General features: G+C 71.3%; 13 protein-coding genes and 1 riboswitch. Of the genes, 8 read left to right on the forward strand and 5 right to left on the reverse strand.

Going from position 1 to position 18,896, the window contains the following annotated elements; all coding sequences use genetic code 11:
• Window positions 1–140 precede the first annotated feature (140 nt).
• From ACW5F0_RS08700 to iadA, 4 genes are all read right to left on the reverse strand, one after another.
• On the reverse strand, window positions 141–1,937 hold the full coding sequence (locus ACW5F0_RS08700) for a Mur ligase family protein (protein ID WP_456999545.1): 1,797 nt from the start codon (window positions 1,935–1,937) through the stop codon (window positions 141–143).
• A 65-nt stretch (window positions 1,938–2,002) separates the two neighbouring features.
• On the reverse strand, window positions 2,003–4,789 hold the full coding sequence (gene cphA / locus ACW5F0_RS08705; protein WP_456963554.1) for a cyanophycin synthetase: 2,787 nt from the start codon (window positions 4,787–4,789) through the stop codon (window positions 2,003–2,005).
• A 17-nt stretch (window positions 4,790–4,806) separates the two neighbouring features.
• On the reverse strand, window positions 4,807–5,646 hold the full coding sequence (locus ACW5F0_RS08710; RefSeq protein ID WP_456963555.1) for a cyanophycinase: 840 nt from the start codon (window positions 5,644–5,646) through the stop codon (window positions 4,807–4,809).
• Window positions 5,646–6,839 carry a beta-aspartyl-peptidase gene (gene iadA / locus ACW5F0_RS08715; RefSeq protein ID WP_456999546.1) on the reverse strand — a complete coding sequence of 398 codons (1,194 nt, stop codon included), beginning with the start codon at window positions 6,837–6,839 and terminating at the stop codon, window positions 5,646–5,648. Before iadA ends, ACW5F0_RS08710 begins: the two co-directional genes overlap by 1 nt.
• A gap of 137 nt (window positions 6,840–6,976) precedes the next feature.
• On the opposite strand from iadA, the gene ACW5F0_RS08720 reads away from it, so the two are divergent.
• The 5 genes from ACW5F0_RS08720 to gph all read left to right on the forward strand — a co-directional run bounded on the left by ACW5F0_RS08720 (window position 6,977) and on the right by gph (window position 14,150).
• Window positions 6,977–8,428 carry a bifunctional 2-methylcitrate dehydratase/aconitate hydratase gene (locus tag ACW5F0_RS08720; RefSeq protein WP_456963557.1) on the forward strand — a complete coding sequence of 484 codons (1,452 nt, stop codon included), beginning with the start codon at window positions 6,977–6,979 and terminating at the stop codon, window positions 8,426–8,428.
• 134 nt (window positions 8,429–8,562) lie between these two features.
• Window positions 8,563–9,561 carry an LLM class flavin-dependent oxidoreductase gene (locus ACW5F0_RS08725; protein WP_456963558.1) on the forward strand — a complete coding sequence of 333 codons (999 nt, stop codon included), beginning with the start codon at window positions 8,563–8,565 and terminating at the stop codon, window positions 9,559–9,561.
• Between the two features lie 19 nt (window positions 9,562–9,580).
• A complete protein-coding gene (locus ACW5F0_RS08730; protein WP_456963559.1) occupies window positions 9,581–12,283 on the forward strand; it encodes a bifunctional acetate--CoA ligase family protein/GNAT family N-acetyltransferase in 2,703 nt (900 codons plus the stop codon).
• Between the two features lie 7 nt (window positions 12,284–12,290).
• Window positions 12,291–13,379, forward strand: coding sequence for a DNA polymerase IV (gene dinB / locus ACW5F0_RS08735; RefSeq protein ID WP_456999547.1), 1,089 nt, complete (start codon window positions 12,291–12,293; stop codon window positions 13,377–13,379).
• A 114-nt stretch (window positions 13,380–13,493) separates the two neighbouring features.
• Complete coding sequence (gene gph, locus ACW5F0_RS08740) at window positions 13,494–14,150, forward strand: phosphoglycolate phosphatase (protein ID WP_456999549.1); 657 nt, start codon at window positions 13,494–13,496, stop codon at window positions 14,148–14,150.
• Window positions 14,151–14,161: 11 nt separating this feature from the next.
• Here the strand turns inward: gph and ACW5F0_RS08745 are convergent, their stop codons facing one another.
• A complete protein-coding gene (locus ACW5F0_RS08745) occupies window positions 14,162–16,027 on the reverse strand; it encodes a TonB-dependent receptor domain-containing protein (RefSeq protein WP_456999551.1) in 1,866 nt (621 codons plus the stop codon).
• A 122-nt stretch (window positions 16,028–16,149) separates the two neighbouring features.
• A riboswitch (cobalamin riboswitch) is annotated at window positions 16,150–16,387 on the reverse strand.
• A gap of 107 nt (window positions 16,388–16,494) precedes the next feature.
• Here ACW5F0_RS08745 and cobT point away from each other — a divergent pair.
• The 3 genes from cobT to cobS are packed head-to-tail and all read left to right on the forward strand — an operon-like array spanning window position 16,495 to window position 18,889.
• Window positions 16,495–17,562 (forward strand): nicotinate-nucleotide--dimethylbenzimidazole phosphoribosyltransferase, encoded by a 1,068-nt coding sequence (cobT, locus tag ACW5F0_RS08750; protein WP_456999553.1) that lies wholly within the window; start codon window positions 16,495–16,497, stop codon window positions 17,560–17,562.
• Entirely contained in the window at window positions 17,559–18,140 is a 582-nt protein-coding gene (locus ACW5F0_RS08755; protein ID WP_456999554.1) for a histidine phosphatase family protein, read from the forward strand. Before cobT ends, ACW5F0_RS08755 begins: the two co-directional genes overlap by 4 nt.
• Window positions 18,137–18,889 carry an adenosylcobinamide-GDP ribazoletransferase gene (gene cobS, locus ACW5F0_RS08760; protein WP_456963565.1) on the forward strand — a complete coding sequence of 251 codons (753 nt, stop codon included), beginning with the start codon at window positions 18,137–18,139 and terminating at the stop codon, window positions 18,887–18,889. Before ACW5F0_RS08755 ends, cobS begins: the two co-directional genes overlap by 4 nt.
• Window positions 18,890–18,896 lie beyond the last annotated feature (7 nt).

Raw genomic sequence — 18,896 nt, forward strand, 5'->3', positions numbered from 1 at the left:
CGTCCGGTAAGAATGGGTGGCACACCCCGTGCGGAGTGTGAGCCCGTTCATCTTACGGGCGAGGAGTTGACGGCCGCGTGCATGGTGCTGGGAAGCACCGTTCCCTTGACCTGGGAGCGCGGTTGCGCACCAGCCGGGCCTTATTCCGGCTGCCCGGACTCCGGAACCATGTCGCCCGCGGCCCAGCCCTGCGCATGCAGGCGGTCGAGCAGGTCGGTGACCATGGCACGGCTGCCGGCGGCGTGCACGGGCAGCACCAGGCTGTCGTCGGGGCGCGCGCTGGCGAGGATCAGGCGCGTGGCCTCGGTCTCGTCCAGGCATTCGATGATGGCGTCGTCGGCGACACCGTGGCGGACCAGCGACTCGCGTAGCAGCCGGGCGACGGCGCCGCTTTCGCGCCCGCGCAGGTAGCCCTCCATGTCTTTGAGCACGACCCGGTCCGGGCGATTCGCCGCGGCCGTGGCCGCAAGGTCGGCGATGGCGTCATCGCTGCGGTTGCCAGCCTGGCCCAGCAGCAGGTGCAGGCGGCCGCCTTCGGGGTGCGCCTGGCGGACAAGCCCCAGCAGGTGCTGCAGGCCATCGGGGTTGTGCGCGTAATCGACGTAGACCTGCACGTTCCCGCCAAGCGTCCAGCGCTGCAGGCGACCGGGGTTGTCGCCATGGTCGCTGCCAAAGCGCGCGAGCACGTCGCGGATGGTGCCGGCTTCGATGCCCAGGCAGGCGGCCGCGAGCGCGGCGGCGGCGCAGTTTTGTACGTTGTGCGCGGCCAGGCCGCCCAGGGTCAGCGGCATGTCGGCGATCGCGCCGAGGTCGTGCGTGGTGGCGCCGTCGAACAGCCGCAGATGGCCTTCGTGTACGCCGCAGCTGCGGCGGCCCTCCGCCCGCGCCTGCTGCAGCAGCGGATGGGCGTCGTCGACGGAAAACCACGCCAGCGGGGCATCGACGGCGGTGGCATGGCGGCGCAGGAGTGCGTTGTCGGCGTTGAGCGCGAGGGTGCCGCCGGCATCGATCGCGCGGGCGACGGTCAGCTTCACCTGCGCCAGGCCGTCGAGGTCGTGGATGCCGTATTCGCCGAAATGATCCGGACTGACGTTGGTGACCAGGGCCACGTCGGCACGTTCGACGCCGAGTCCGCGGCGCAGCAGGCCGCCGCGCGCTGTCTCCAGGATCGCGGCCTGCGCCTGGCGGTTGCGCAGCAGGCTGCGGGCGCCGCCGGGGCCGGAGTAGTCGCCGCCTTCGATCAGCGCGCCGTCGAGGTAGATGCCGTCGGTGCAGCTGTTCGCCGTGTGCCAGCCGTGTGCGATGGCGATGGCGGTGAGCAGGCGCACGGTGGTGGTCTTGCCGTTGGAGCCGGTGACCAGGGCCACCGGGATCGCGTGCAGCTGCTCCCACGGCACGTCGCCGGGCTGCGGCAGGGCGTGGTTGTCCCAGGTCAGGCTGCCGGTGCCGGTGCCGATCGACAGCTGCTCGTCATCGAGCAGGAAGGGCAGGTTGCGGTCCTTCGCGGCGTGGCGCAGTGCGGGCAGGCGCGGCAGGCCTTCACCCGCCGCGGCGGCGCGCAGCAGCCGCAGGGCGGCATCGTCATCGCCGATGGGTGCATGGCCGGGCTGCAGCACGGCTTCGCCGGTGTCGAGGCCGGCCTCGGCAAGCGCCGACAGCCAGGCCCACTCGTTGACCTCGGTGGCGGTGTACAGCAGGTCGGCAGGCGCGGTGAAGGCCAGGCTCGCGCCGCTGGCGTGCTCGCGGATGACGATCGTGCCGTCGGGCCAGCCCAGCGCATTGCGCGCGCGACCGATGCGCTGGCGCCAGGCGGTGATCAGCGCGGGCGCGACCGGCGCGCCGACCCCCGTCTCCAGCACCGCGCCGGGCGCGGCGAAATACAGGTTGGGACCGGTCAGGCGGCGGGAGTCGTCGAAGGGCGGCGTGGTGTCGGTCATCGTCGTGGCGTGCAGCCCGGTGTCAGCGCGCGACCGGCATGGCCGGCAGCACGCTGCGCCGGGCGTCAGTCGCTGTCCTCTTCCGGCGCGAACACGAGGCCGCGCTCCTCGCGCACCAGTCCTTCCATGTCGTAGGCGGGCTCCTCGACATGGACGACGGGCAGCGGCGGCTGCACGGCCCGGGTGGGGTCGGCGGCCGAGCCTTCGGGCTTGAACTTGGTGACCTGCTTCCACGAGCGCGCCAGGGCATCGGCGAACACCAGCAGCAGGTCGCCCGACGCGCCCATGCGCAGCGCGGCGTCGATGGCCTGCTGTTCGTCGGGGATGACCGAGATCGCGTCATCGCCGACGCCGGCATCGCGCAGTGCCTGGGCGATGATGTTCGGCACCTCGTCGCCATCGCGGCCGCGCAGGTTGTCGTCGCGGCGGCAGACGTAGTGGTCGAAACGGCCGGCCACCGCCTGCGCGATCGCGACCAGGTCGTCGTCGCGGCGGTCGCCCGGTCCGGCCACCACCACGATGCGCCGGCCTTCCACGTCCAGGCGCTGCGCGAGGTCGGCCATCACGCCGACGGCGTGCGCGTTGTGGGCGTAGTCGAACAGCACCTTGAACGGATGTTCGTTGAACACGTTCATCCGGCCGGGCGCCTGGAAGAAGGTGGTGTCGAAGGTGCGCAGCCCGTGGCGGATGTCGTCGAGCTTGAGCCCCATCGCGAAGGCCATGGAGGCCGCGAACATCGCGTTCTGCACGTTGTGCAGTGCGCGGCCTTCCAGCGTCGCCGGGATCAGGTGCGTCCACAGCAGCGGGATGTGGCTGCCCTTGTCGTAGAGCGTGATCATGTGGCCGTTGACGCCTTCCTCCAGCGCGCAGGCGCGGCCGCCGGCGCGCACGTGCTCGCGCACCAGGCCGTGGCCGGGATTCATGGTCACGTAGCAGATGGTGCGTGCCTTGGTGTAGCCGGACATGCGCAGCACATTGGGATCGTCGGCATTGAGCACCGCGCATTCCGTGGCCACTTCCACCACGATGCGCTTGATCTCGGCCAGCTGTTCCAGGGTGTCGATGCCCTTCATGCCGAGGTGGTCGGCCTGTACGTTGATCACCGCGCCGACGTCGACCGCGGTCACGCCCATGCCGGCGCGCAGCAGGCCGCCGCGCGCGGTTTCCAGCACCGCCAGGTCGATGGTCGGGTCGCGCAGCACCATGCGCGCGGACACCGGTCCGGTCATGTCGCCCTCGACCGTGCGCTGGCCGTCGATGTAGACGCCGTCGGTGGTGGTGAGGCCCGGCGTGTGCCCGGACATCTTGGCGATGTGCGCGAGCATGCGCGCGGTCGTGGTCTTGCCGTTGGTGCCGGTCACCGCGGCGATCGGCACGCGCGTGGGCGAACCCGGCGGGAACAGCATGTCGATCACCGGTCCGGCGGCGTCGCGCGGGGTGCCTTCGCTTGGCGCCACGTGCATGCGGAAGCCGGGCGCGGCGTTGACCTCGCAGATCGCGCCGCCGATGCGGCGGTGGCTTTCGGTGATGTCGGGGCTGATGAAATCCACGCCGCCCACGTCCAGGCCGATCGCGCGCACCGCGCGCACCGCCATCTCGCGGTTGTCGGGATGGATGACATCGGTGACGTCGGTGGCGGTGCCGCCGGTGGACAAGTTCGCCGTGGAGCGCAGGAACACGACCTCGTCGACCGCAGGCACCGAGTCCGCGGTGTGGCCGACGCGCTCCATCATCAGGCCCGCCTCGCGGTCGAGCTCGAGCCGGGTCAGCACCTTCTCGTGGCCGATGCCGCGGCGCGGATCCTGGTTCACGCGATCGACCAGCTCGGCGATCGTGCTGCGGCCGTCGCCGAGCACGTGGCCGGGGGTGCGCCGGGTGGCGGCGATCAGCTCGCCGTTGATCACCAGCAGGCGGTGGTCGTCGCCGGGCTGGAAGGTTTCCACGATCACCGAGCGCGAGTGCTCCTGCGCGGCGGCGAATGCGGCGCGGATCTCGTCGTCATCGGTGATGTTGATGGTGATGCCGCGGCCATGGTTGCCGTTGTAGGGCTTGAGCACGACCGGGCCGCCGAGCTTGCGCGCGGCCTTGAGCGCATCGGTCTGGCTGGTGACCAGCACCTGCCGCGGCACGGGCAGGCCGAGCGAGCCGAGGATCTTGTTGGTCTCCTCCTTGTCGCTGGCCAGCTCCACGGCGATGTGCGGCGTCAATCCGGTCACGGTGGCCTGGATGCGCTGCTGGTAGCGGCCGTGGCCGAACTGGATTAGTGACTGTTCGTTGAGGCGCAGCCACGGGATGCCACGCTCCTTGGCCGCGCGCACCAGCGAGGCGGTGGACGGACCCAGCGCGCGCCGCTGGGCGTAGCGGATGAAGTCGTCGCGTGCGTCTTCCCACTGCCAGTCCCCGGGCACGCTGCCTTCGGGACGGATCGCGTCGGGCAGCAGCGAGCAGACCAGGCGCATCGCGAGCTCGCCGGCGGCGATGCCTTCCTCGCGCTGGGCGTACTCGTAGACCACCGTGTAGACGCCCGGGCGGTCGTCGACGCTGCGGGTCTTGCCGAAGGTGACGTCCTCGCCGGCGATGTTCTGCAGCTCGATCGCCACGTGCTCGAACACGTGCCCGAGCCAGGTGCCTTCGTCTTCCCGCATGCGGCGCAGGAAGCCGCCGGGCTCGCGGTAGGAGCAGCCGTGCTCGGCCAGGCCGGGCAGGGCGGCGAGCAGGCCGTCGATGAAGCCGGGGCCCAGGCGTGCGGTGGGCCACTGTTCGAGTTCGCCGAGGTCCAGCAGCAGCCGGATGACCGGGAAATGCGCATGCAGGGACGGGCCAACATAGATGGAGCGTTCAAGAATGCGCATGGAAGGAGTCCCCTGGGTCAGGTCTTGCGGGTGGCGAGGCGTCCGGCGGAAGCCCGCCGCGTATGCAGGTTGAACGTGGCCCCGGCGATCAATATATGCACGCCAAGGCCGAGCATGCACACGGGGTCGTCCTCGTCGGCGTGGGCCATCGAGGAGAACTGCAGGTCATGGGCGTCGACCACCGTGACCGCGCCGCTGCCCTCGACCTCGAGGATGTCGTCGGGCGAAATGAAGGCCGCGGTGTCCTCGTCCAGGCCGATGCCGATCGCGAACGGGTTGTAGGCGAGCGCGGCGGTCAGGCGGCCGAGGCGGTCGCGCTGGCGGAAGTGCTGGTCGATCACGAAGCGGTTGGTCAGTCCGAGCCCTGGTGCGAGGCGCACGCTGCTCGCACGCGGGGATGATCCTTCCTTGCCGAACGCGATCATGTGCTCGCTCAGGAAGCCGGCGCCGGCGCTGGTGCCGGCCACGGTCACGCCCTGGGCGTTGCGCTGTCGCACCGTGCGCGCCACGTCGGTGCCACCGAGGATGGTCGACAGGCGCAGCTGGTTGCCGCCGGTGAAGAAGATGCCGCTGGCCTCGGCCAGCCGGGCCAACCGGCCGGGTTCCTGGCAGTCGCGCCGGGTGTCGAAGTCGAGCACGGTGACGCGGGCCGCGCCCATGTCGCCGAACAGTGTCTCGTAGCGCAGGCCGGTTTCATTGAGGCGGCTGGCGGTCGGAATGACCACGATGTCCGCTTCGCTGCCGCCGCTCAGATCGATGAAGCGCTCGAGGATGCGCGGGTTCGTGTCCTTGTCCTCGGCACCGCCGATCGGAATGATCCAGCCGCGGTGTTCCCCGTCGGGGGGCTTGCTCGGCATCAACTGCTCCTGTTGTCCTGGGGATCCATTTTTTCGAACGTACCATGCCGCAAAACCGCGCCGTCCCGCACGTGGAGATGGCCGCCGGCGAACACATGCGCCACCGCGCCGTCGTCGTCGAGCACCACCAGGTCGGCGTCGGCACCGGCCGCGATCCGCCCCTTCGAGGGCAGGCGCAGCAGGTCGGCGACGTTGCTGGTGAACGCCGGCAGCGCGTCTTCCAGGGCGATGCCGCGGGCGAGCAGTTCGGCCAGCGTTTCAAGCAGTGCACCGGAGTGGCCGACGTCCATGCTGCATACGCGCCCTTCGGCGTCGAAGCAGGGCAGGCAGCCGCCGGCATCGGAGCTGATGGTGACCCGCCCGCGCGGCGCGCCGCTGTCGAGGTAGCGCACGAGCGCGTCGGCGGCGCTCCAGGCGTCCTCGCCTTTCGCCACCGGGAAGGCGGTGATGTCGATGCTGCAGCCGCGTCGCGCAAGCGCGATCGCCTCCTCGAACAGCGCCTTGCGGCGGTTGACGTGGGTGGGGTTGAACACGCGCGGCGGCAGTTCGCTTTCGTCGAGCGCGCGGCGCACGAGGTCGAGCCCGCGCGGGCCGTCGCCCAGGTGCAGGTGGACGATGCCGGCCTTGCCGGTCATGAGTCCCGCCACGTGCGCTTCCGACGCGATGCGCAGCAGTTCCTCAAGCGTCGGCTGGCTCGAGCGGTGGTCGCTGATCGCCAGTTCGCCCACGCCGATGAGGCATTCGATGAAGGCCAGGTCGGCGCGTACGCTGCCGGTCAGCGTCGCCGGGGGCAGGTGGTAGCCGCCGGCAAGTCCGTAGGCGGACAGGCCCTCTTCGCGCAGCGCGTGGATCTGCGCCACGAGCTCACGGGTGCCGCGCGCGACGTCGTCCGTGCCCAGCAGGCCCACCACCGTGGTCACGCCGCTGCGGGTGTAGCGCGACAGCATCGGCGCCGGCACGCGGCTGGCGAACCCGGCTTCGCCGCCGCCGCCGGTGACGTGCACGTGGCTGTCGACCAGGCCGGGCAGCAGGCGGCGGCCACCCAGGTCGAGTGTCTGCGCGCCAAACGCCGCGGGCAGGTCGGGCGCATCGGTCCCGATCCACAGCACCTTGCCGCCACCCAGCAGGAGGTCCCGGCGTCCCAGCGCCTCGGGCGCGTACACGTCCGCGTTGCGGACCAGCGTTGTATTCATCAAGGAAGGTTGGAATGCGCCGGCCATGGCGTCAAGCGCGATACACGCCTGCGTGCGGGACCGTTGTGAAGCGCATGCAATGGGAAAGCCGGGGGCAGGGGCGTAGGTTCGGGGCACTGCCGCATGCGAGGGCCATCATGACCACGCCGACAAGCAACGTCCGCCCCGACCCCGACCAGGCGATGGTCGACATCATCGACTACGTCATCGGCTACGCGATCGACTCGCCGCTGGCCTGGACGATCGCGCGCAACTGCCTGATCGACACCCTGGGCTGCGGCCTGGAGGCGCTGGACTACCCCGCCTGCACGCGACTGCTGGGGCCGGTCGTGCCGGATACGGTGGTGCCGCATGGCGCCCGGGTGCCCGGTACCCGTTTCCAGCTCGATCCGGTGAAGGCGGCCTTCGACATCGGGACGATGATCCGCTGGCTGGACTTCAACGACACCTGGCTTGCGGCCGAATGGGGGCATCCGTCGGACAACCTTGGCGGCATCCTGGCCGTGGCCGACTGGTTGAGCCGCCGCGCCGTCGCCGCCGGCAAGTCGCCGCTGCTGATGAAGGACGTGCTGGCCGCGATGATCAAGGCGCACGAGATCCAGGGCTGCCTGGCGCTCGAGAACAGCTTCAACAAGGTCGGTCTGGACCACGTGGTGCTGGTCAAGGTGGCGTCGACCGCGGTGGTGGCCTGGCTGCTGGGCCTGTCGCGCGGGCAGATCCTCAACGCGGTGTCGCTCGCCTGGGTGGACGGGCAGAGCCTGCGCACCTACCGCCACGCGCCCAACACCGGCAGCCGCAAGTCCTGGGCCGCGGGCGACGCCACCAGCCGCGCGGTGCGCCTGGCGCTGATCGCCGCCACGGGTGAAATGGGCTATCCGGGCGCGCTGACCGCGCCGACCTGGGGGTTCTACGACGTGTCGTTCAAGGGCCGGCCCTTCCGCTTCCAGCGGCCCTACGGCAGCTACGTGATGGAGAACGTGCTGTTCAAGATCAGCTTCCCCGCCGAGTTCCACGGCCAGACCGCGGTCGAGGCGGCGCTGTTGCTGCACGAACGGATGCAGCAGGCCGGCGGGAGCGCCGAGGACATCGCCGCGATCACCATCCGCACGCAGGCCGCCTGCATCCGCATCATCGACAAGCGGGGTCCGCTGGACAATCCGGCCGACCGCGACCACTGCATCCAGTACATGGTCGCGGTGGCGCTGGTGTTCGGTCGATTGACCGCCGCCGACTACGAAGACGATGTTGCTGCCGATCCCCGCATCGACGCGCTGCGCGCGAAGATCACCTGCGTCGAGGACCCGCAGTACACCGCCGACTACCACGATCCGGACAAGCGCAGCATCGCGAATGCACTGGCGGTGGAATTGAACGACGGCACGGCGCTGGACGAAGTCGAGGTGGAATATCCGGTTGGACACCGACGGCGGCGCGAGGAGGGCATACCGCTGCTGGAAGCCAAGTTCCGCCGCAACCTGGGGCGGCGCTTCCCGGAGCCGCGGCGGGAGGCGATCCTCGCTGCGAGCCTGGACCAGGCGGCACTGGAGGCCATGCCGGTCCACGATTACGTCGATCTCTACGTCACCTGAACCCGGGCGCCCGGAGACGGCGGACACGGCGTGCCAGCCGTGCCCGGGTACATCGCGCAGGCGCTTGTATGATCGGCGGGCGCGCGGGCGCCGCGGCAAACGGGCCGCTGGCCGCCTTGCGCAAGGAGCCCCGGATGCACACTGCCCCCCGCGACGTCGCACTTTCCATCCTCGAACTCGGCCGCGTGGGCCAGGGCTCCGACCGGCGTGCGGCGCTGGATGGTGCGCGCGACCTGGCGCGCCATGCCGAAGGCCTCGGCTACACGCGGTTCTGGATCGCCGAGCACCACAACATGCCGGCGGTCACGACCGCCGCCACCTCGCTGGTCATCGCGCATGTCGCGGCCGGCACCAGCACCATCCGCGTGGGTGCCGGCGGCATCATGCTGCCCAACCACGCGCCGTACATCATCGCCGAGCAGTTCGGCACGCTGGCGACGCTGTTCCCGGACCGCATCGATCTCGGCCTCGGCCGCGCGCCCGGCACCGACCAGATGACGCTGCGCGCGCTGCGCCGCGATCCGGCCAGCAGCGAGCATTTCCCGCAGGACGTGCAGGAGCTGCAGGCCTGGCTGGCACCGGTGCGCGAAGGCCAGCGGATCGAGGCGGTGCCGGGCTCGGGCACCGAGGTGCCGCTGTGGATCCTGGGCTCCAGCCTGTTCGGTGCGCAGCTGGGAGCGGAGCTGGGCCTGCCCTACGGCTTCGCATCGCACTTCGCGCCGCAGGCGCTGGACCAGGCGCTGCAGGTGTACCGCGAGCGCTTCAAGCCTTCCGCGCAGCTGGACAAGCCCTATGCGCTGGTCGGCGTGAACATCATCGCCGCCCCCACCGACGAGGAGGCGCGCTTCCTCGCCACCTCGCAGCAGATGTCCTTCGCCGACATGTTCCGCGGCGTGCGCAACCTGACCCAGCCGCCGATCGCGGACATCGACAGCTACTGGTCGCCGCAGGAAAAGATGCAGGCTTCGCAGATGCTCGCCTGCAGCATCATCGGCGGCCCGGAGACGGTGCGAGCGGGCATGCGCGCGTTCGTCGAACGCACCGGGGCGGACGAGCTGATGGTGGTGTCCGACATCTTCGACCCGGCGCTGCGCCAGCGTTCGTTCGGGATCATCGCCGACGTCCGGCCCTGAGCTTCCAGGCTTGAGGACGGTGGGTACCTACGCACTCGAATCCGTGTTCGCCCCGGCATCGCTGGCCCTGGTGGGCGCGAGCCCGCGCGAGCGTTCGCTCGGGCGGCTGGTGCTGCGCCAGGTCATCGACGGTGGCTTCCCGGGCCGCATCGGCGTGGTCAACCGCAACTATCCCGAGATCGAGGGCGTGGTCACCGCGCCGCGGCTGGCGGAGCTGGGATTCGCGCCGGAGCTGGTGATCATCGCCACGCCGCCGGAGGCGGTGGCGCGCGCCGCGTCGTCGGCCGCCGATGCCGGGGCGCGCGCGGTGATCGTGTTGACGCGTGGCATGGGTGACGGCCCCGACTCGCATAACGCCGCGCTCGGTGCGATCGCACGCGCGCGCGGCCTGCGCGTGGTCGGACCGAACTGCCTGGGCGTGATCGCGCCGCATTCAAAACTGCATGCCAGCTTCGCCGCGCACCGGCCGCCGCCGGGTGACCTCGCGCTCATCTCGCAGTCCGGCGCCGTGGCCGCGGCGATGATCGAATGGGCCGGCACGCGCGGAGTCGGGTTCTCCGCGGTGGCGTCGCTGGGTGACGCGGTCGATGTCGATTTCGCCGACCTGCTCGACTGGTTCGCCACCGACCGCCACACCCGCGCAATCCTGCTGTACCTGGAGCGGGTGCGCGACGCGCGCAAATTCCTGTCCGCCGCGCGTGCGGCCGCCCGCGGCAAGCCGGTGGTGGTGGTGCGCCCGGGCCGCCACGCGCATGCAATGGGGCCGATGACCAGCCACGCCGCCGCGCTCGCCACGCCCGACGCTGTGTACGACGCGGCGTTCCGGCGCGCGGGCCTGCTGCGCGTCAACGCACTCGACGAGCTGTTCGCGGCCGCCGAAACGCTGTCGCATCTGGGCAGCGTGCCCGGCAAGCGCCTGGCGGTGCTCACCAACGGCGCCGGCACGGGGCTGCTGGCGCTCGATCGCCTGCAGGATCTTGGCGGCACGCCGGCGAAGCTGGCGCCGGCCACCATCGAACGCCTGGACGCCGGACTCGTGCGCGGCTGGTCGCGCGCCAATCCTGTCGACCTGCTGGGCGATGCCGACGGCCCGCGCTATGCCGCCGGCCTGGAAGCACTGCTCGACGACCCCGGCAACGACGCCGTGCTCGTGGTCAATGTTCCGACCGTGCTGTCCGATCCGCGCGACACCGCCGAGGCCACGGTGCGCGTGCTCAAGGAGCGGCCGCGTGGCGCGCCGCGCAAGCCGGTGCTGGCGCTGTGGCTGGGCGATGGCCACGGCGCCGCCGACCTGCTGGGTGCCGCCGGCGTGCCGACGTATGCCAACGAAGCCGAGGCCGTCCGCGGCTTCATGTACCTGGTGCGCCACCGCGAGGCTCAGGCGGCGCTGATGGAGACGCCGCCAAGCCTGCCCGAGGGCTTCGGCGTCGACCGCGCGGGTGCGCAGGCGCTGGTGGACGCGGCACTTGCCGAAGGCCGTGAATGGCTGGACCCCTGCGACACCGCGCGGCTGCTGGGCGCCTACGGTATCGCCATCGCCACGCCCGTGCTCGCCACCGATGCCGATGCTGCGGTGCGCGCCGCGCAGCCGCTGCTCGATGCCGGTCGCACCGTGGCGGTCAAGGTGCTCTCGCCCGACATCGGCCACAAGTCCGACGTCGACGGCGTGCGCCTGCACCTGGCCAGCGCCGCCGCGGTACACGAGGCCGCCGCCGACATCCTCGAGCGTGCGCGCCGGCTGCGGCCGGACGCCCGCATCGATGGCGTCAGCGTGCATCCCATGGTGCTGCGCCCAAAGGCGCGCGAAGTGATCGCCGGCATCGCCGACGACCCGGTATTCGGGCCGGTGGTGGTGTTCGGCCGCGGTGGCACGGCGGTCGAGGTGATCGACGACAAGGCGTTGGCGCTGCCGCCGCTGGACCTGCGCCTGGCGCACGAGCTGATCGGTCGCACGCGTGTCTCGCGCATCCTGCGCGCCTACCGCGACGTGCCCGCCGCCGATGAACGCGCACTCGCCCTGGTGCTGGTGAAGCTGGCGCAGCTGGCCGCCGACATCCCCGAGGTGCGCGAGGTCGACATCAACCCCCTGCTGGCCGACGCGTCGGGCGCGATCGCGCTTGACGCCCGCATCGCGGTGGCGCCTTCGACGCGCCTGCATCGCGGCCGCGGCCACCCGCGCTTCGCGGTGTTCCCGTATCCGACCGAGCTCGAGCGCACGCTGGCCCTGTCCAACGACCGCACGGCCGTCGTGCGCCCGGTGCGCCCGGAAGACGACGCGATGTTCCGCCGCTTCTTCGAACGCGTCAGCGCCGAGGACCTGCGCCTGCGCTTCTTCCGCGCGGTGCGCGACTTCAGCCACGACTTCATCGCCCGCCTGGTGCAGCTGGACTACGCGCGCTCGATGGCGCTGGTGGCGATCGATGTGGAGTCGGGCGAGATGCTCGGCGCCGTGCGCCTGCTCGCCGACTCCGACTTCCGGCGCGGCGAGTACGGGATCATGGTGCGCTCCGACCTCAAGGGTGCGGGCCTGGGCTGGCGGCTGATGCAGGAAATGATCGAAGTCGCGCGCTGGATGGGGCTGGAAGCCATCGAAGGCCAGGTGCTGCGCGAGAACAGCACCATGCTCGCCATGTGCCGGCGGCTCGGCTTCAAGGTCGTGCCGGATCCAGAGGACGCCACGCTGATGCTGGTGGAGCTGCCGGTGGCCGTCGCTGCGGGATAATGCGCATATGCGCAAGATCCTGCACATCGACATGGACGCCTTCTACGCGTCGGTGGAGCAGCGCGACGATCCCGCGCTGCGCGGCCGGCCGGTGGTCGTGGCCTGGCGCGGCGCGCGCTCGGTGGTGTGTGCGGCGTCGTACGAGGCGCGCGTGTTCGGCGTGCGCTCGGCGATGCCGGCGGTGCGCGCCGAGCGTCTGTGCCCGGACGCGGTATTCGTGCCGCCGGATTTCGCGCGCTACAAGGCGGTATCAAGGCAGGTGCGCGAGATCTTCCTGCGCCATACCGACCTCGTGCAGCCGCTGTCGCTGGACGAGGCCTACCTGGACGTCACCGCGCCGAAGATCGCTTCGCCCAGCGCCACCGAATCGGCGCGCATGATCCGCGCGGCGATCCGTGACGAAACCGCGCTCACTGCGTCGGCCGGCGTGGCGCCCAACAAGTTCCTGGCCAAGATCGCATCGGACTGGAACAAGCCGGACGGCCAGTTCGTGATCCGGCCGTCGCAGGTCGACGCCTTCCTGGCACCGCTGCCTGTCGGCCGCATTCCCGGCGTCGGCAAGGTGATGGAAGCGAAGCTTGCAGCGATCGGCGTGGCCACGATGGGTGACCTGCGCGGCTTTGCGATCGAGGAGCTGCAGCAGCGCTTCGGCAGCTTCGGCGCCTGCCTGCACCGTCGCGCGCACGGCATCGACGAGCGGCCAGTGGAGCCGAACCAGCCGGTGCAGTCGATCTCCGCGGAAGACACCTTCGCCATCGACCTGCCGCTGGAGGAGATCGAGCCCGCGATCCGCGCGTTGGCGGCCAAGGCCTGGGCGGCCAGCCGCAAGACCGAGCGCGTCGGCCGCACGGTGGTGCTGAAGCTCAAGACCGCGCAGTTCCGCATCCTGACGCGCAGCTACACGCCCGAATCGCCCCCGGCCACCGAAGCCGAATTCACCGCATTCGCGCTCGCGCTGCGCGAACGCGTCGACCTGCCCGGGTCGACACGCTACCGGCTGGTCGGCGTAGGCCTGGGCGGATTCCGCGAGCCCGCGGAGCTGCCGGAGCAGGCGACGTTGTTCCCGGAGTCGGATGTCGTGTCGACCGCCGGTTGAGCGCCGTGCCGATGCGTCGATGCGGGCCAGCGCATGCACCGACACATGATCGCGCGCGCCGCGGTGTAGCCTGCCATGGTGGCGTCGGCTCCCCGACCGGCGAAGGTACGCAACATGGCATTCGCCTGGCCCCTGGTGCTGTTCGACCTCGATGGCACGCTGGTCGACAGCGCCGCCGACATCGCCGAAGCGGTCAACCGCACGCTCGATGAGCTCGGCCACCCGCGCCAGCCCGAAGTGCTGGTGCGCAGCTGGATCGGCCTCGGCACGCGCGTGCTGATGGACAGCGCGCTGCAGCACGTCGGCAGCCGCACGCCGGTGGATGAGGTGTTGCCACGGCTGATGCGCCATTACGGCGATTGCCTGCTGCTGCAGGCGCGCCTGTACCCCGGCACCGTGGAGACGCTGGACGCGCTGCACGCCGACGGCGTGGCGATGGCGATCTGCACCAACAAGCCCGAACGCTACGTGCGCCCGCTGCTCGAAGCGATGGGCATCGGCGACCGCTTCGACGGCATCGTCGGCGGCGACACGCTGCCCGAACGCAAGCCGCACGCGATGCCGCTGCTGCACCTGGCCGCGCACCACGGCCGCCGCGTGGACGAGTGCCTGATGGTCGGCGATTCGGAGGCCGATGCCGGCGGCGCGCACGCTGCCGGCATGGACCTTGTACTGGTGAGGCACGGGTATCCGCGTGACTTCGATCTTGAACGCGCGGGAGCGGTGGCGGTGCTCGACGACTTGCCTGGGTTGTTGGCGCTTCGGGGGTAGGGGGCAACCCCTCACCGCACCGGCTGATACCTCAACGTCAGCCCGTACTCCCGCCCCGGCTGGTTGTACCAGCCCACCGTCTCGTAGTCGCGGTCGAAGACGTTGCTGGCGCGCGCCAGCAGGCTCCAGTCGCGGTGGAAGGCGTACTCCAGGCGCAGGTCGGTGGTGGCGTAGCCGCCCAGGCGCACGGTGTTGGCGGCATCGTCATAGCGGCTGCCGGCGCCCTGCACGGTGATGCCGGCGCGCAGCGGGCCGAAGCCGCGGTCAAGGTCGATGCGGCCGGTGGTGCGCGCGCGGCGCGCGAGCAGGTTGTCGTCGTTGATGCCGCCGCTGCGGTCGCGCGGATCGGCGTGGCTGAGCTGGGTCGACAGGTCGAAGCCGGCGAACGAGGTGCCAAACGTCAGTTCGGCGCCGCGGATGCGGGCTTCGTCGATGTTCTCGCCCACGCCTTGCCAGGTCGGCGGCGCATAGGTGAACACGATCAGCTCGTCGATCCGGCTCTCGTAGATGTTGAACGACCAGTTGAAGCGTTCGGTGGCCTGCGACACGCCAAGGTTCAGGCTGGTGGACTCCTCGGGCTGCAGCAGGGGGCTTTCCGAACCCGGGTAGTACAGGTCGTTGAAGGTCGGCGCCTTGAAGCCGGTGCCGAGCGTCGCGCTGAAACGCAGGCCGTTGTCGAACGCCAGGCCCCAGCCGAGGCCACCGGTCACGTGGTCGCCGAACTGCTCGTTGTCGTCGTGGCGCACGCTGGCCTGCCAGCGCTGGCGGCCGGTGCCGCCGTCGTAGGCGAGGAACACGCCGGTGTTGTCGCGCTCGTCCACGATGAAGCCGGTGGTGCCATCGACGCGATCGTTGCTGTAGTCGACGCCCATGCTGAGCAGGTGCGCCGGCGCCAGCTGTACGTCGGCCTGCACCGAGGCGGTATCGCGGCGGGTATCGAAGGTGCTCACGAAGGTGTCGCCCTGGTAGTCGTCGGACGTGTCCTTGCTGCGGCCCACTGCCGCGGTCACGCCAAGGCGGCCACCCTCGGGGGCGTAACGCAACTGCGCGCCGGTCACCTGCTGCTGCGTCTTCGAGCGGTTGGTCCAGGAGCCGTCGTACTCGTTCTCGCCGCTGGCATCGAGGAAGCTGCCTTCCACCGCCAGGGCATCGGTGACGTGCAGGCCGCCGCGCATGGTCACCGAGGCGCTGCGGTAGCCATCGTCGTCGGGCTCGTCGGTGAAGCAGCCGGTGAACAGCGTGCCCGAGCCGCGGCAGGCGTCGATGCCGTCGGTCTCCTGGTAGCCGCCGTGTGCCGCAACCCAGCCGCGCTCGCCGCCGTAGCCGAAGCCGCCGCTGAAGGCGCGGCTGTTGTTGCTGCCACCGCCCACCGACAGTTGCGGCGTGAAGCCGCTGGCCCTGCCGCCGCGGGTGAAGATCTGGATCACGCCGCCGATCGCCTCCGAGCCATACAGGCTCGAGCGCGGGCCACGCACGATCTCGATGCGTTCGATCTGCGCGACCGGAAAGTCCTGGAACGCCGCCATGCCGGAGCTGGCGGCGCCCACCTTGACGCCGTCGATCAGCACCAGCACGTGGTCGGACTCGGCGCCGCGCAGGAACACGCTGCTGAGCTTGCCGCGGCCGCCCTGGTTGCCGATGTCCACGCCGGCGCGCCCGCGCAGCAGTTCGATCAGGTCGCGCGCCTGGCTGCGATCGATCTCGTCACGATCGATGACCTGCGCCGGCACCAGGCTGTCGGCGAGCAGTATTTCGGTGCGGGTGCCGGTGACGATGACCTCGTCGAGGTCGGTGGCCTGCATTGCACCGCTGGCCATCGCGGCCGGGGACAGGGCGAGCGCCACTGCGAGGGAAAGGAACTGGTGCTGCGGCTTCATCGGGTTCTCCATGCGTCGCGCACGCCCGCGCGACTGTGTCGTGGGGTTGCGGGCAGGGAGCGGGGACGGGAGGGTGACGTGGACGACACGGCGCGCTACCGCCGCGACGCCCTCCGCGTCACAACCAGTGTGTCTTCCAGGCCGGTCTCCGGACTCGCGGGCGGAGCGATGTCGCTGCTCCAGCCCCGGCGCCTTCCCATGCCTGTGCACAGTGGCGGTTTGCCGGGGTGTTCCACGCTTACCGTTGCGGGGGCAGCGCCGGAATGCTTCGTACGCCGTGACGGCGGGCGGAAGGTCACCGGCTTCCCGTTTCAACCGTTGGGGAGAACCCCGCCGGTCACCAGAAAGAGCGCGCAGTCTACGGCATCGCTCCACGGCGCGCCAAAGGCATCCGGCGTGCGGGGCGGGCAGGACGGGCCGCGGCGGGCGGATAGAATGCGCGGCTGCAATACGCACATCGGGGCGAAATGACGGAGTCATGGTTCACGCAGCGCTGCGCGCTGCCTTCGGAGGCGCACCGCGCCCGCGCGCGCGCGCGCCAGCAGCAGCTCACCAAGCCTGCCGGCGCGCTCGGCCGGCTGGAAACGCTGGCGATCGAACTGGCGGCGCTGCAGGCCAGCGACCGCCCCGCGGCGTCGCGTGCCCCGGTGCTGCTGTTCGCCGCCGACCACGGCGTGGTGGCGCAGGGTGTCTCCGCGTATCTGGCCGAAGTCACGGTGCAGATGCTCGCCAATTTCGCGGCTGGTGGCGCCGCGATCGCGGTGCTGGCGCGCGAGCTCGGCCTGCCGTTGCACCTGCGCGACGTCGGCACGCTGGCCGAAGCGCCCTTGCCCGGCGCCGTCGTCGACAAGCCCTGCCGCGGCACGCGCGACCTGAGCGTGGAGCCGGCGATGGCGGCCGGCGAGCTTGCGCATGCGCTCGACGCCGGGCGCCGCGCGGTCGACGAGGCGCTGGCCGATGGCGCCGACCTGCTGTTGCCCGGCGAGATGGGGATCGGCAACACCACGCCGGCGAGCGCGCTGGCCTGCGCGCTCGCCGCGCTGCCGGTCGCCGACCTGGTCGGCGCAGGCACCGGCCTCGACGCCGCGCGCATGGCCCACAAGCAGGCGGTGGTGGAGCGCGCGCTGGCGCTGCACGGCGCGGCGATCGCGGCGGCGCCGCTGCCGGCGCTGGAAGCGCTGCGTCGCGTCGGCGGCCTCGAGATTGGCGCGCTGGCCGGCGCGATGGTGGCGGCGGCGCAGCGCGGTATCCCGGTGCTGGTCGACGGCTTCATCGTCTCGGTCGCTGCGCTGGCCGCGGTGCGGCTCAATCCGGGCGTGCGCGCCTGGCTGCTGTTCTCGCACCGCTCCGCCGAACGCGGCCACCAGCGCGTACTCGACACCTTGGACGCGTCGGCGCTGCTGCAGCTCGACCTGCGCCTTGGCGAAGGCTCGGGTGCGGCGCTGGCGCTGCCGCTGCTGCGCCTGGCCTGCGCGCTGCACAACGACATGGCGACCTTCGCCGAGGCCGCGGTCGCCGACAGGCCGCCGGCATGATCGTCGACCTGGTGCGCCACGCCGATACCGGCCGCCGCGGGCACCTGGACGGGCGCCATGATCCGCCGCTGCGCGACGGTGCCATCCTCGCCCCGTGCCGGCGCCATGCCGGCATCGCCTGGACACGCGTGACCAGTTCGCCGCTGCGCCGCGCGCACGACACCGCACTGGCGCTCGCGGCGCCGGCGGGCCTGGCGGTGCAGCGCGATGCTGGTTGGGCGGAATTCGACTTCGGCGACTGGGACGGCCGCGCGGGCATGGACCTGCCGGCTGCCGCGCTGGCCGCGTTCCACCACGATCCACGCGCCAATCCGCCGCCCAACGGCGAAGCCTGGGATGCGTTCGAAGCGCGCATCGGCAGGGGACTCCAAGCACTGCTCGCGTCCGCGGATCCCGGGCCGCAGCTGGTTGTCAGCCACGGCGGCGCGCTGCGCATGGCGCTGACGCTCGCCTGCGGCCTGCCGCTCGCCTCCGCCTGGGCGCTGCGCATCGACTACGGCACGCGCCTGCGGCTGCGGCTCGAGGCCGGCGACGACGGCCGCCCCTGGGGCGAAGTGCTCGAGCTGGCGCAGCCATGAGCCTGCGCCGGCTGATCCTGGCGGTGCAGTTCCTGACCCGCCTGCCGACGCCGCAGGTGCGCGACTTCCGCGACGACGACCTGTCGCACTCCGCGGTGTACTACCCGCTGGTCGGCGTGCTGATCGGGCTGCTGCTGGCCGTGCCGCTGTGGGGATTCGACCAGCGCCCGTGGCTGGCGGCGGTACTCGCCCTGCTCATGTGGGTATGGGTGACCGGTGCGCTGCACCTGGACGGCCTCGGCGACGTGGCCGATGCCTTCGGCGCCGCGCATCGCGATCCGCAGCGTTTCCTGGCCGTGCTCAAGGACCCGCACATGGGCGTGTTCGGCGTGGTCTCGGTGGTGATGCAACTGCTGGTGAAGCTGGTGCTGCTGGCCGAACTCGCGGGATCGCCGTGGTGGTTCGGGATCGTGCTGGTGCCCGCCTGGGCGCGCTGGGGCACGCTGTGGTGGAGCCGCCTGCTGCCGCCGATCCAACAGGCCGGCATGGCCGAACGCTTCTCGTGGAAGCTGGACCTGCACGTGGTCTGGCTGTGGGCGATCGCGCTGGCTGCGGCCAGCGTGCTGGCGCCGCCGCTGCTGGTCGCGCTGCCGCTGGCGCCGCTGGTCGCGGCGTACTGGCGCCGCCGCCTGGGCGGGATTTCCGGCGACTGCCTGGGTGCCAGCGTGGAGGTGGTGGAAAGCCTGCTGCTGCTGGCGCTGGTGCTTGCCGCCGGCTGGTCGCCGGGCGCGTGGTGGCAGGCCTTCTAGCGCGCAG

Source organism: Luteimonas sp. A534 (assembly GCF_054072805.1).

Coding starts and splice junctions, on each gene's coding strand:
- ACW5F0_RS08700 (WP_456999545.1), bottom strand. CDS start 1,937: ATGACCGACACCACGCCGCCCTTCGACGACTCCCGCCGCCTGACCGGT.
- cphA (WP_456963554.1), bottom strand. CDS start 4,789: ATGCGCATTCTTGAACGCTCCATCTATGTTGGCCCGTCCCTGCATGCG.
- ACW5F0_RS08710 (WP_456963555.1), bottom strand. CDS start 5,646: ATGCCGAGCAAGCCCCCCGACGGGGAACACCGCGGCTGGATCATTCCG.
- iadA (WP_456999546.1), bottom strand. CDS start 6,839: ATGAATACAACGCTGGTCCGCAACGCGGACGTGTACGCGCCCGAGGCG.
- ACW5F0_RS08720 (WP_456963557.1), top strand. CDS start 6,977: ATGACCACGCCGACAAGCAACGTCCGCCCCGACCCCGACCAGGCGATG.
- ACW5F0_RS08725 (WP_456963558.1), top strand. CDS start 8,563: ATGCACACTGCCCCCCGCGACGTCGCACTTTCCATCCTCGAACTCGGC.
- dinB (WP_456999547.1), top strand. CDS start 12,291: ATGCGCAAGATCCTGCACATCGACATGGACGCCTTCTACGCGTCGGTG.
- gph (WP_456999549.1), top strand. CDS start 13,494: ATGGCATTCGCCTGGCCCCTGGTGCTGTTCGACCTCGATGGCACGCTG.
- ACW5F0_RS08745 (WP_456999551.1), bottom strand. CDS start 16,027: ATGAAGCCGCAGCACCAGTTCCTTTCCCTCGCAGTGGCGCTCGCCCTG.
- cobT (WP_456999553.1), top strand. CDS start 16,495: ATGACGGAGTCATGGTTCACGCAGCGCTGCGCGCTGCCTTCGGAGGCG.
- ACW5F0_RS08755 (WP_456999554.1), top strand. CDS start 17,559: ATGATCGTCGACCTGGTGCGCCACGCCGATACCGGCCGCCGCGGGCAC.
- cobS (WP_456963565.1), top strand. CDS start 18,137: ATGAGCCTGCGCCGGCTGATCCTGGCGGTGCAGTTCCTGACCCGCCTG.